10 protein-coding genes are annotated in these 13,212 nt (G+C 70.5%); 7 read left to right on the plus strand and 3 right to left on the minus strand.

Features of this window, described 5'->3' with window-relative positions; genetic code table 11:
- The first annotated feature begins 213 nt into the window (after positions 1–213).
- The 7 genes from ACZ7EC_RS14220 (at position 214) to trxA (ending at position 10,016) form a co-directional block, all read left to right on the plus strand.
- The gene (locus tag ACZ7EC_RS14220) at positions 214–2,586 is read left to right on the plus strand and encodes a DUF6049 family protein (protein ID WP_471062361.1); all 2,373 of its coding nucleotides are present in this window, start codon (positions 214–216) and stop codon (positions 2,584–2,586) included.
- A 46-nt stretch (positions 2,587–2,632) separates the two neighbouring features.
- Entirely contained in the window at positions 2,633–5,020 is a 2,388-nt protein-coding gene (murJ, locus tag ACZ7EC_RS14225; RefSeq protein WP_471062362.1) for a murein biosynthesis integral membrane protein MurJ, read from the plus strand.
- A gap of 118 nt (positions 5,021–5,138) precedes the next feature.
- Positions 5,139–6,854: a serine/threonine protein kinase gene (locus ACZ7EC_RS14230; RefSeq protein ID WP_471062364.1), complete on the plus strand. Its 1,716-nt coding sequence runs from the start codon at positions 5,139–5,141 to the stop codon at positions 6,852–6,854.
- 25 nt (positions 6,855–6,879) lie between these two features.
- Positions 6,880–7,572 carry an RNA polymerase sigma factor SigM gene (gene sigM / locus ACZ7EC_RS14235; RefSeq protein ID WP_471062366.1) on the plus strand — a complete coding sequence of 231 codons (693 nt, stop codon included), beginning with the start codon at positions 6,880–6,882 and terminating at the stop codon, positions 7,570–7,572.
- Positions 7,569–8,501 carry a zf-HC2 domain-containing protein gene (locus tag ACZ7EC_RS14240; RefSeq protein WP_471062368.1) on the plus strand — a complete coding sequence of 311 codons (933 nt, stop codon included), beginning with the start codon at positions 7,569–7,571 and terminating at the stop codon, positions 8,499–8,501. Before sigM ends, ACZ7EC_RS14240 begins: the two co-directional genes overlap by 4 nt.
- Positions 8,502–8,657: 156 nt before the next feature.
- A complete protein-coding gene (trxB, locus tag ACZ7EC_RS14245) occupies positions 8,658–9,629 on the plus strand; it encodes a thioredoxin-disulfide reductase (RefSeq protein ID WP_471062370.1) in 972 nt (323 codons plus the stop codon).
- Positions 9,630–9,686: 57 nt separating this feature from the next.
- Entirely contained in the window at positions 9,687–10,016 is a 330-nt protein-coding gene (gene trxA / locus ACZ7EC_RS14250; protein WP_037650402.1) for a thioredoxin, read from the plus strand.
- 75 nt (positions 10,017–10,091) lie between these two features.
- Here the strand turns inward: trxA and ACZ7EC_RS14255 are convergent, their stop codons facing one another.
- The 3 genes from ACZ7EC_RS14255 to ACZ7EC_RS14265 form a co-directional block, all read right to left on the minus strand.
- A complete protein-coding gene (locus ACZ7EC_RS14255) occupies positions 10,092–10,709 on the minus strand; it encodes a GNAT family N-acetyltransferase (protein ID WP_471062372.1) in 618 nt (205 codons plus the stop codon).
- 197 nt (positions 10,710–10,906) lie between these two features.
- Positions 10,907–12,007: a ParB/RepB/Spo0J family partition protein gene (locus tag ACZ7EC_RS14260; RefSeq protein ID WP_471062374.1), complete on the minus strand. Its 1,101-nt coding sequence runs from the start codon at positions 12,005–12,007 to the stop codon at positions 10,907–10,909.
- Positions 12,004–13,077 (minus strand): ParA family protein, encoded by a 1,074-nt coding sequence (locus ACZ7EC_RS14265; protein ID WP_397987242.1) that lies wholly within the window; start codon positions 13,075–13,077, stop codon positions 12,004–12,006. Before ACZ7EC_RS14265 ends, ACZ7EC_RS14260 begins: the two co-directional genes overlap by 4 nt.
- Between the last annotated feature and the right edge of the window lie 135 nt (positions 13,078–13,212).

The following is a 13,212-nucleotide window of genomic DNA, read 5'->3' on the forward strand; positions in this document are numbered from 1 at the left end:
GCAGCGGTCCCCGGACGACTTCCGGCATACCCGTGCAAGCGCAGCTCTTGCGGCGTACGGACCCTCTCCCCTCGATACTGGATATAGAGGACGGGCCGTCGCCACCTGGCGATCTTGTGACCTGGACCGCGGCACTTCCGCTCAGCGCGTCTCGTTACCATGCGGGGACGCACATTCCGACGACCACTGAAACGACGAGGGACGGGCGAGCGCGTGGCCGAGGCGGCTGACTTCCAGGGGACCAGTGCCTCACCCGCGCGCCGGTGGCTGCGGCGCACCGGAGCGCTGCTCGCCGGGGCGCCCCTGCTGGCCGGGTTGCTCCAGTTGCCCGCCGCCGCGCCCGCCGCGGCCGCGTCCGATGAGCCGGTATCCGTGGCCCTGGACTCGCTGACCCCCAACGCCCCCACGGACGGCGACACCCTGACCGTCGCCGGCACGGTGACCAACAACGGCAAGCAGACCGTCACCGGCGCCCATGTGGGCCTGCGGGTCGGCCCGATGCTGAACACCCGCTCGGGGATCGACGACGTGGCCCGGCATCCCGACGACATCCGGGGCGTCAGCGGCTCCGAGGTCGGCGGCAAGTACGAGCAGAAGTTCGCCAAGCTGGCGCCGGGCGTCGCCGAGCACTTCAGCATCTCCGTGCCGGTGGACAAGCTCGACCTCGGCGGGAACGGTGTCTACGAGTTCGGGGTCGCCCTGTCCGGGCAGACCTCCGCCCAGCCCTGGCAGCAGGTGCTCGGCGGCCAGCGGACGTTCCTGCCGTGGCAGCCGTCCGACGCCGACCCCCGGACCAGGACGACGGTCCTGTGGCCGCTGCTGTCCTCCGTCCACATGACGGCCAAGACGGGCGCCGGCGAGCTTCAGACTCCGGTGTTCCTCGACGACGAGCTGGCCAAGGAGCTGGCGCCGGGCGGCCGGCTGGACCAGATGGTCAGCCTGGGCAAGGACCTGGACGTCACCTGGGTGATCGACCCGGACCTGCTGGCCTCCGTGGACGCCATGGCATCGGGCAACTACCGGCTGCAAGGCGACGGCGACACCACGGTCGCGGGGCCCAGGGAGCACCAGGCGCTGGCCAAGCAGTGGCTGGCGAACCTCCAGAAGGCGGTGGTCGGCAAGGAGGTCGTCGCCCTGCCCTTCGCCGACCCCGACCTGGCCTCCCTCGCCCACCGCGGCACCAGCGTCACCGGCTCCCTCAGCCATCTCAAGGACGCGACCGACGTCGCCGCCACCACTGTGAAGACCGTGCTCCACGTCACGCCGAGCACGGACTACGCGTGGCCGGTGGACGGTGCCGTGGATCCGTCGATCATGCGGGTCGCGACCTCCGCCGGGGCGGACCGGGTGATCGCCCGCAGCGACAGCCTCCAGGAGACGGCCGGGCTGTCGTACACGCCCTCCGCCGCCCGCCCGGTCGGCGGCGGCACCACGGCGGTCGTCGCGGACGCCAAGCTGTCCACGGCCTTCGAGGGCGATCTGACGAAGGCGGACTCCGCCACGCTCGCCGTGCAGGAGTTCCTGGCCCAGAGCCTTGAGATCAACGCGCAGACGGATCAGCAGCGCAGCATCGTGGTCGCCCCGCAGCGGCTGCCCTCGGCGGCCCAGGCGAAGGCGATGGCCGCGGCCGTACGGGCGCTCCAGGGCGGTACCTGGTCGCAGGCGCAGGATCTGACGGCGGCGGCCAAGGCCAAGCCCGATCCGGACGCCACCACGCGCATCCCGTCGACCTCCGCCTATCCCTCGTACCTGCGCCGGCAGGAGCTGCCGGCCTCGGCCTTCCAGCAGATCGCCCGGACCCAGGACAAGCTCGACGACTTCCAGGTGATCCTCTCCGACCAGTCCCGCGTGGTCACCCCCTTCGGGCGGGCCATAAACCGCGGGATGTCCACCTCGTGGCGCGGCCAGTCCGAGGCCGGGGACAGCTTCCGCAGCGGTGTCGAGTCCTGGCTGGACGACCTGGCCGGACAGGTCCGGCTGATCGACAAGTCCGAGACCAAGCTCTCCGGACGCAGCGCGACCATCCCGGTGACCGTCCAGAACAACCTGGTCCAGCCGGTCGGCCACCTGGTGCTGCGCCTCACCTCGACCCAGCCGACCCGACTGAAGATCGGCGGAAAGGCGTACTACGAGCAGCCCGTCGACATCGCCGGCGGCCACGCCCAGTCCGTGAAGTTCACCACCTCGGCCAACGCCAACGGCCGGGCCACGGTGATCGCCCAGCTGTACACCGAGGACGGCCAGGAGTACGGCGCCCCCGTCAGCTTCGATGTGAAGGTCACCGAGGTCACCCCCACGGTGATGCTGGTCATCGGCGGCGGTGTGCTGCTCCTCGTTCTCGCCGGCTTCCGCATGTACACCCAGCGCAAGCGCGCCGCCGCCCGCCAGGCCGGAGACGACGGCGACGGCACGGCCGGGGAACCCTCCGACGAGCCGGGGAACCCCGGCACACCCGGAGAACGTCTCCCGGAAGAGTCCGACTCCGCCGCCGGGGCAGACGACCCGGAGCAGCCGAGTGACCCTGCGCCGGACACCGCACCGGAAAACACCGACCCGTCCGGGACGGGTGAGAGAGTGGACCGTTGAGCGATGTCGTGGCCGGTGGGCCCGGGACGATGAGGTGGGGTAAGGCATGAACGCGCCGTACGACGGTGACCGCGGCCAGGGCGCGGCCGGCTCGGGCTACCCCGAGACGCCGCCCGAGCCCGGCCAGGTACCGCCGCAGCAAGCGGCGGACATGTACCTCCAGGACGCTTACGACCAGGATCCCTACCGGGCACACGACCTGACCGCCCAGGACCCGGTCGCCGAGGCGCTCTACGACCGCGCCGCGCACCCACCGCCGCCTCCGGGTGCCCACGAGCAGCCGCTGTACGGGCAGCCCGCCCAGTCGCCGTACGCACCCGACCCGCGGGTGTGGGCGCAGACCCCGCCGCCCGAGCCGGAGGGCGCGGCACCCTACCTGCCCTACGGCGACGACCCGCGCACCACCCAGTTCGTGGGCGTGGACGACCTGGTGTCGAACTCCGGCGAGGAGTACCACGAGCCGGACGCCTTCGCGCATCTCTTCAAGGACCAGCAGCACAGCGGCGGGCACGCGCCGCTGGACCCGCCGGGCGTTCCGGGCCCGGCCGCCGCGCCGGGCATGGGAGGGGCGCCCGCCGACCCGTACCCGCCCGCCTACGACCGGCACCCGCAGCAGCAGAATCCGTACGCCGGGCAGGGATACCCGGCCGCGTCCGCCGCGCCCTACGCCTCCGCCCAGAACCCGGTGCAGCCCCCGGCGCCCGCACCGGCTCCGGCTCCTGGTGCCCCGTCCGGGTCCGGGCCGGCCGAGACGGTCATGGCGCCCGCGGTCTCCGTGGCGACCGCCGCGCCCGCCAAGAAGGGCGGCAAGGTCGGCGGACTGATGAAGTCCAGCGCCGTGATGGCGGCGGGCACCCTCGTCTCCCGGCTCACCGGCTTCGTCCGCTCCGCGCTGATCGTCTCCGCGCTCGGGCTCGGCTTCCTCGGCGACTCCTTCCAGGTCGCCTACCAGCTGCCCACCATGATCTACATCCTCACCGTCGGCGGCGGCCTCAACTCGGTCTTCGTGCCGCAACTGGTCCGCTCGATGAAGGAGGACGAGGACGGCGGCGAGGCCTTCGCCAACCGGCTGCTGACCCTCGTGATGGTCGCACTGGCCGCGCTGACCGCCCTCGCGATGTTCGCGGCCCCCCTGCTGGTCCGCTTGATCTCCAACCCGGTCGCCAGCAACCCGGCGGCCAACGAGGTCGCCGTCACCTTCACCCGCTACTTCCTGCCCTCGATCTTCTTCATGGGCATCCATGTGGTGATGGGGCAGGTGCTCAACGCGCGCGGCAAGTTCGGCGCGATGATGTGGACCCCGGTCCTGAACAACATCGTCATCATCGTGACGCTGGGCATGTTCATCTGGGTCTACGGCACCGCGGCCCACTCCCACATGACGGTCACGAACATCCCGCCGCAGGGCCAGCGCCTGCTCGGCGTCGGTGTGCTGCTCGGCCTGGTCGTACAGGCGCTGGCGATGATCCCCTATCTGCGCGAGACCGGGTTCCGGATCCGGCCTCGGTTCGACTGGCGCGGCCACGGTCTGGGCAAGGCGGCGGCGCTCGCCAAGTGGACGTTCCTGTTCGTCCTCGCCAACCAGGCCGGCGCCATGATCGTCACCCAGCTGTCCACCGCGGCCGGCAAGGACTCCGGTGTCTCGGGCACCGGCTTCGCCGCCTACGCCAACGCCCAGCTGATCTGGGGCCTGCCGCAGGCCATCATCACGGTCTCCCTGATGGCCGCGCTGCTGCCGCGCATCTCCCGCTCGGCCTCCGAGGGCGACGGCGGCGCCGTACGCGACGACATCTCCCAGGGCCTGCGGACCACCGCGGTCGCCATCGTCCCGGTCGCCTTCGGCTTCGTGTCGCTGGGCATCCCGATGTGCACCCTGATCTTCGGCAGCTCCGGCGTCGGCTCGGCCACCAACATGGGCTACATGCTGATGGCCTTCGGCCTCGGCCTGATCCCGTTCTCGGTGCAGTACGTCGTCCTGCGCGCCTTCTACGCCTATGAAGACACCCGCACCCCCTTCTACAACACCGTCATCGTCGCCGCGGTCAACGCGGGCGCCTCGGCGCTGTGCTTCTTCCTGCTGCCGGCCCGCTGGGCGGTCGCCGGCATGGCGGCCGCGTACGGCATCGCCTACGCGATCGGCGTCATCGTCGCCTGGCGGCGGCTGCGCAAGCGCCTCGGCGGCGACCTGGACGGCGCGCGGGTGCTGCGCACGTACGCCCGGCTGTGCATCGCCTCGGTACCGGCGGCCCTGCTCAGCGGCGCGGCCTGCTACGGCATCGGGCATACCCTCGGCCAGGGCGTCATCGGCTCCTTCGCGGCGCTGGTCGCCGGCGGGGCCGTACTGCTCGGTGTCTTCTTCGTCGCCGCCCGCCGGATGCGGATCGACGAACTGAACTCGCTCGTGGGCATGGTGCGCGGGCGGCTGGGCCGCTGAGGCGGGGGTAAGCGCACAACCATCGTCCGCCGCCGTGTGTCGTGCATAGCGGCCGACTGTGGGCACAATTGGTTTCGGCGTCGGACAGCGCGCAACGGATGGGGAGGCAGGGACGACGGTGGCGGAACGGAGCACGGCTGCCGTCGACGTGGCAGACAACAGCGGCGAGCAGCCGCTGACCGCGAAGGCGGACCAGTCCACGGCCGACGGGGTGGCCAAGAACCCGCAGCGGGACACGGACGGCGACGGGGGGCGGGGGAGCGACGCGAAGGGTTCTCTCCAGCAGACCTCGCCGCCCGAACTGCACAGCGGTCACAAGCTCGCCAGACGCTACCGGCTGGAGGAGTGCGTCACCCGACTGGACGGATTCAGCAGCTGGCGTGCGGTCGACGAGAAGCTGCGCCGCGCCGTCGGCGTCCACGTCCTGCCGGCGGACCACACGCGGGCCCGTTCGGTCCTCGCCGCGGCCCGTGCCTCCGCACTGCTCGGCGACCCGCGCTTCGTCCAGGTCCTCGACGCGGTCGAGGAGAACGATCTCGTCTACGTCGTCCACGAATGGCTGCCCGACGCGACCGAACTGACCACGCTGCTCACGGCCGGACCGCTGGAGCCGCACGACGCGTACCAGATGGTCAGTCAGGTCGCCTCCGCCATGGCCGCCGCACACCGCGAGGGCCTCGCCCATCTGCGGCTGAACCCCAACGCCGTGCTGCGCGCCTCGACCGGCCAGTGGCGCATCCGCGGCCTCGCGGTGAACGCCGCGCTGCGCGGCATCAGCTCCGACACCCCGCAGCGCACCGACACCGAGGCGATCGGCGCCCTGCTGTACGCGGCGCTGACCCAGCGCTGGCCCTACGAGGACGACGCCTACGGTCTGTCGGGCCTCCCCAAGGACATCGGCCTCATCGCGCCGGACCAGGTGCGGGCCGGAGTCCACCGCGGTCTGTCCGAACTGGCCATGCGGGCGCTCGTCAACGACGGGGCCACCGCCTCCCGGCACGAGGCGCCGTGCACCACGCCGGAGGAGCTGGTGAAGGCGATCGGCGAGATGCCGCGCATCCGCCCGCCGGAGCCGGCGTTCACCGCACCGCCCGAGTACCAGCGCACGACCTACCAGCAGGGCACCTACGGCCGTCCGGCGCCGCACTCCGGCGCCCCCCAGCCGGTCGCCGCTCCGCCGCCCCCGCTCCAGAGCCGTACCGGCAAGGCCCTGAAGTGGGCGGTCTCCGCCCTCCTCATCGCCGCTCTGGGCCTGGGCAGCTGGCAGTTGGCGGATGCCCTGATGGACCGGGGCGGCAAGTCGAACGAGACCAACAAGAGCCACACCACGGACGGCGGCGACAAGACCGCCAATCAGCCGCCGGCGCCGATAAAGATCCAGGGCAGCCAGGAGTTCGTCGCCGAGGGCGATGCGCAGAGCGCCGCCAACGTCGACAAGACGTACGACGGCAATCCCTCGACCTACTGGAAGACCAAGTCATTCAACGACGGTCCGTCCATCGCGCCGCTGAAGCCGGGCGTCGGCATCGTCTACGACCTCGGTTCGGCCACCCAGCTCGACGCGGCCACGCTCAGCCTGCGCTACGGCGGCGACCACACCACGGTCGAGCTGTACGCCGCGGACTCGCTGAACCCGTCGTCGCTGGACTCGATGACCAAGATCGGCAGTGTCACCACCACCGGCACCACCGCCGATGTGAAGGTCACCAAGCAGCTGAAGACGCGGTACGTCCTCGTCTGGCTGACTGCCCTGCCGAAGTCCGACTATGACTCCGAGCTCTACTCCAGAGCGGGTTACAAGCAGGCCATCGGCGAAGTGAAGTTCACGGGCTGACGTCTCACCCGGACCGGAGGGGCAGATGGCGGAGGGCGCCGGATACGACGGGGTGAGCGACCAGGAGTTGCTCGCCCGCCATGTGCGGGGCGAGCCCGATGCCTTCGGCGAGATCGTCCGACGGCACCGGGACCGGCTCTGGGCGGTCGCGTTGCGCACGCTGGGGGACCGCGAGGAGGCCGCCGACGCGGTGCAGGACGCCCTGGTGTCGGCCTACCGGGCCGCGGGCACCTTCCGGGGCCAGTCGGCGGTGACGACCTGGCTGCACCGGATCACGGTCAACGCCTGCCTGGACCGTGCCCGCAAGGCGGCCACGCGCAAGACCGCACCGGTGGACGACACCGAGCGGCTGGAGCAGCTGCTGGAGCCGCACGAGTCCGCGTCCGCTCCGGCCGAGCGCAATGATCTGCACCGCCAGCTCATCGAGGCGATGGGCACCCTGGCGCCGGAGCAGCGGGCCGCGCTGGTCCTGGTGGACATGCAGGGCTACCCGGTCGCCGAAGCGGCCCGGATCCTCGATGTGCCGACGGGCACGGTGAAGAGTCGGTGCGCCCGTGGCAGGGCCCGGTTGCTGCCCCTGCTCGCCCATCTGCGTCCCGGCGGGAACCGGGTGCAAGGGACATCCGTCCCATCCGCGACGGGGGCTTGTGACACGAGCCTCCCGGAGACGGGACCGACCGATTCAGCCGTAGCGAAGGGCGGAGGTGGGCGAGCGTGACATCGACGACGGACACGGCCGGGCACCCGGACGTCACCGAGATCTCCGACCTCGCCGAGGGTCTTCTCCCGCCCGACCGCAGCACGGACGTGCGGCGCCATCTGGACGCCTGCGAGCCCTGCGCGGACGTCTACGCCTCCCTGGAGGAGATCCGCGGGCTGCTGGGCTCCGCGCGGGCGACGGAGCCCATGCCGGTCGAAGTGGCCCAGCGCATCGATGCCGCCCTGGCCGCCGAGGCGCCGCTCAACGCTTCCCGGCCGGAGACCGCAGTCGATGTTTCACGTGAAACATCGACCACCGCCGCACACGGAGCAACCGCTCCCGCCGACCGACTCACTGACCGGCCCGCCGACCGCTCCACCGACCGCCCCGTGGGCCGCCCGCAGGCCGCGACCGGGCCGGGCCGGAAGAAGAACGGGCCCGGCCGCCGCCGCAGGACCGCCGTGCTGGGCGGTGTGCTGGCCGCCGCCGTCCTGGGAGCCGGCGCGCTGGTGCTCCAGTCGTTCGGCGGCGGTACGTCCTCCCCGGCGGCCCACGGCAGGCCGAGCGCGTCCACTGACGCGTTTTCGGGCAGCAGCGTCCAGAACCAGGTACGGGAGCTGCTGACCGCGAAGAAGAGTCCCCAGCGGGAGGGAGGTCAGCAGCCGGGAGCCGGCCAGAACACCCCGCAGACGGGCGAGAGCGCGAACACCCTCCTCCAGCCCCAGGTCGCCGTTCCCGACTGCGTCCGGCTCGCGGTCCCGCGGGGCGGACAGGCCCTGGCCGCGAAGGCCGGTACCTACGACGGGAAGCGTGCCTATCTGGTCGTCCTCCCCGACACTCAGGACAGCGCGCGCGTCACGGCCTACGTGGTCGACGCCGCCTGCCTCGGACAGCGGTCCGTCTCCGCCGGCAAGGTTCTGCTGAAACAGCCCGTCGCCCGTCCCTGACCCGCGTCGACCCGCGTCTCGGTCGGGCATCTCGCGCACGCGTGTGCGCGGACACAGCGGGAATGCGCGCCCCGTAGGATCCGTTGGGTGGGGTGAGAGCCCCGAAAGGGACTTCCACCGGTCGACTGACGCAGACCAGAGACGAGGAATAAAGCCGTGAGCGATGTCCGTAACGTGATCATCATCGGCTCCGGGCCCGCAGGCTACACGTCGGCGCTCTACACCGCCCGTGCGTCGCTGAAGCCCCTGGTGTTCGAGGGCGCCGTCACCGCCGGTGGCGCGCTGATGAACACCACCGAGGTGGAGAACTTCCCGGGCTTCCGTGACGGCATCATGGGCCCCGACCTCATGGACAACATGCGGGCGCAGGCCGAGCGCTTCGGTGCCGAGCTGATCCCGGACGACATCGTCTCGGTCGACCTCACCGGGGAGATCAAGACCGTCACCGACACCGCGGGCACGGTCCACAAGGCGAAGGCGGTCATCGTCACCACCGGCTCCCAGCACCGCAAGCTCGGCCTCCCGAACGAGGACGCGCTGTCCGGCCGCGGTGTCTCCTGGTGCGCCACCTGCGACGGGTTCTTCTTCAAGGACCAGGACATCGCCGTGATCGGCGGCGGCGACACCGCGATGGAGGAGGCCACCTTCCTCTCGCGCTTCGCCAAGTCCGTGACGATCGTCCACCGCCGGGACACCCTGCGCGCCTCCAAGGCGATGCAGGAGCGCGCCTTCGGCGACCCGAAGATCAAGTTTGTGTGGGACAGCGAGGTCGCCGAGATCCAGGGCGAGCAGAAGCTCTCCGGCCTGAAGCTGCGCAACCTCAAGACCGGTGAGCTGTCCGAGCTGCCCGTGACGGGCCTGTTCATCGCGATCGGCCACGACCCGCGCACCGAGCTGTTCAAGGGCCAGCTGGACCTCGACGAGGAGGGCTACCTGAAGGTCGCCTCTCCGTCCACCCGCACCAATGTGACCGGTGTCTTCGCCGCCGGTGACGTGGTCGACCACACCTACCGCCAGGCGATCACGGCGGCCGGCACCGGCTGCTCCGCCGCCCTGGACGCCGAGCGCTACCTCGCCGCCCTGGCGGACGAGGACCAGGCCGAGCCCGAGAAGACCGCCGCGGTCTGACACTCCTCTCAGCTTCCTTCCCTCTCCCCACCCCACGATCAAGTTAAGGAGCCCAGCGTGGCCGCCCTGAAGAACGTGACCGACGCCTCCTTCGACGAGGATGTCCTCAAGAACGACAAGCCCGTCCTGGTGGACTTCTGGGCCGCCTGGTGCGGTCCCTGCCGCCAGATCGCCCCCTCCCTGGAGGCGATCGCGGCCGAACACGGCGACAAGATCGAGATCGTCAAGCTCAACATCGACGAGAACCCGGCCACGGCCGCCAAGTACGGCGTCATGTCCATCCCGACCCTGAACGTCTACCAGGGTGGCGAGGTCGCCAAGACCATCGTCGGCGCCAAGCCCAAGGCCGCGATCGTTCGCGACCTCGAGGACTTCATCGCCGAGTGATGTTTCACGTGAAACACGAAGGGGCCGACCTCCAGGGGTCGGCCCCTTCGTTTTGTGTCCGTCCAGGAATGGCCACTACAACGGCCGCAGCGCCGGCTCCTTCTGCACCGCGCCCAGCAGCCGGTCGATCGCCATCTCGACGTCTTCCTTCCAGGAGAGCGTCGACCGCAGCTCCAGCCGCAGCCGGGGATGCGCCGGATGCTGCCGTACCGTCTTGAAACCCACGGCCAGCAGATGGTCCGCCGGCAGCAGACAGGCGGGCTCCTTCCAGCGGGCGTCACCGAATGCCTCTATGGCCTTAAAGCCCCGGCGCAGCAGATCCTTGGCCACCGTCTGCACCAGCACCCGGCCGAGCCCCTGGCCCTGATAGCCGGGCTTGATGAAAGCCGTGATCAGCTGAACGGCGTCCGGTGAGACCGGGCTCGTCGGGAAGGCGGACGAACGCGGGACATAGGCGGGAGGGGCGTAGAGCACATAGCCCACCGGTGCGTCATCGACGTAGACCACGCGGCCGCAGGAGCCCCAGTCGAGCAGAACGGCGGAGATCCAGGATTCCTTCTCCTCGTCGGCCGTACCGGACTTGACCGCCGCCTCCCCGCTGACGGGGTCCAGCTCCCAGAAGACACAGGAGCGGCAGCGCTGCGGAAGATCCTGAAGGTTGTCCAGTGTGAGCGGCACCAGCCGACGCCCCATGAAGGCCCTTTCTCGCTTCCCTCACCGGCCGCCGCGGTGCGAACGGCCGTCCGAGCACTGCGCTCCCTGAACACTCGCATCGTATCCATGATGCGATTCACTCGATACTGCCGCACAGCAAAGAGCGGGCCGTGTTCCGGTACCCACCGGACACGCCCGCTCGTCGCATGATCCCCGTGGATCGAAGCGTCCAGGGATCAGTCGTCCTGGTCGTCCTCGGCGCTCCCCTGGAGATCGTTCGGCAGGACCCGGCCCTCGCCGGGGGCGAGGGTGCCCAGGATCCTCTGGAGGTCCTCCATGGAGGCGAACTCCACGGTGATCTTGCCCTTCTTCTGCCCCAGGTCGACCTTCACGCGGGTCTCGAAGCGGTCCGAGAGCCGGGTCGCCAGCTCGTTCAGCGCCGGGGAGAGCCGGGAGCCGGCTCGCGGCCCCTTGGGACGCTGCGGCTTCTGCGGCCGGGAGCCCATGAGGGTGACGATCTCCTCGACGGCCCGCACCGACAGCCCCTCGGCCACGATCCGATGGGCCAGCCGGTCCTGCTCCTCCGAGTCCGCCACGGACAGCAGCGCCCGTGCGTGCCCGGCGGAGAGCACTCCGGCGGCGACCCTCTTCTGCACCGTCGGGGAGAGCTTCAGCAGCCGCAGGGTGTTGGAGACCTGGGGGCGGGAGCGCCCGATCCGGTCGGCCAGCTGGTCGTGCGTGCAGTTGAAGTCCTTCAGCAACTGGTCGTAGGCGGCGGCCTCTTCCAGCGGGTTCAGCTGCGCGCGGTGCAGGTTCTCCAGCAGCGCGTCCAGGAGGAGCTTCTCGTCCTCCGTGGCCCGGACGATCGCCGGAATGGCCTCAAGGCCCGCCTCACGGCAGGCGCGCCAGCGGCGCTCGCCCATGATCAGCTCGTAGCGGCCGGGACCCAGCTGCCGTACGACGACCGGCTGGAGCAGACCGACCTCCCGGATGGAGGTGATCAGCTCGTGCAGGGCGTCCTCGTCGAAGACCTCGCGGGGCTGGCGCGGGTTCGGCGTGATCGCGTCCAGGGGGATCTCGGCGAAGTGGGCGCCCAGCGGAGGCGTCGGCGTCTCCGCATCCGGGCCGGCCGGTCGCTCCTCGTCTTCCTGGGCAGGCGACGGCAGCGTGGCCACCTTCGCCGCGGCCACTCCGCGCTCCGCCGTCAGGACCGGGACGCCCGCGGGAGAGGCGGACGCACCGCCGCCCAACGCGGCCGGCACCGGGTTCTTCTCGACCGGGGCAGCAGGGATCAACGCGCCCAGACCTCGGCCCAACCCCCTCCGTCGCTCACTCACTGGATCCCCTCCACCATGCTCGGGTCGCTCTGGGCGCCGACATGGGCCTGGCTCGCGTCATAGCTGATGCCAACGCCCCTCAGCGCGATTTCTCGGGCCGCCTCAAGATACGAGAGGGCGCCGCTCGATCCAGGATCGTAAGTCAGCACCGTCTGTCCGTAGCTCGGCGCCTCGGAGATACGGACCGAGCGGGGAATGCTCGTCCGCAGCACCTCTTCGCCGAAGTGGCTGCGCACCTCTTCCGCGACCTGGGAGGCGAGACGCGTCCGGCCGTCGTACATGGTGAGCAGGATGGTCGATACATGCAGGGCGGGGTTGAGGTGCCCCCGCACCAGATCGACGTTGCGCAGCAGCTGGCCCAGGCCCTCCAGCGCGTAGTACTCGCACTGGATCGGGATGAGGACCTCTTGGCCCGCGACCAGCGCATTGACCGTCAGCAGGCCGAGCGAGGGCGGGCAGTCGATGAGGATGTAGTCCAACGGCTGCTCATACGCCTGGATCGCGCGGTCCAGGCGGCTTTCGCGGGCCACCAGGGACACCAGCTCGATCTCCGCACCGGCGAGATCGATGGTGGCCGGGGCGCAGAAGAGTCCTTCGACGTCCGGTACCGGCTGGACGACCTCGGCGAGCGGTTTGCTCTCCACCAACACGTCGTAGATCGACGGAACTTCGGCGTGGTGGTCGATCCCGAGGGCCGTGGATGCGTTGCCCTGCGGGTCCAGGTCGATCACCAGCACACGGGCACCGTGCAGAGCCAGCGAGGCGGCAAGGTTGACGGTCGTCGTCGTCTTGCCCACGCCACCCTTCTGGTTGGCGACCACCATGACCCGCGTCTGCTCCGGTCGCGGCAGACCTTCGCCGGCGCGGCCGAGAGCCTCGACGGCCAGTTGGGCCGCACGACCGATGGGGGTGTCGTCCATCGGGGGCGGTGTTTCACGTGAAACATCCGTCCCCATCGACTCGGTTCGGGGACCGGGGACCGGATCGGTCATCGGTCCCGCGATGTTGGCGTCGGACCGCAAGGATTCACTCTCCTCGACTTCAGGCTCGCAATGAACAGAGCCTCCCATGCCTCCGGGGTCATGAACCAGTGAGGCCGGGTCTTCTGTGGAGAAATCCACCTCTGTGGACAACTCCGTGCCCTCTGCGGGGGACGGAGCCGACTTGGCAGAGGGGCCCGAGCCTCCTCCGAGAGAACCGAGGGG

The sequence above is a fragment of the Streptomyces sp. NPDC037203 genome (assembly GCF_055605065.1).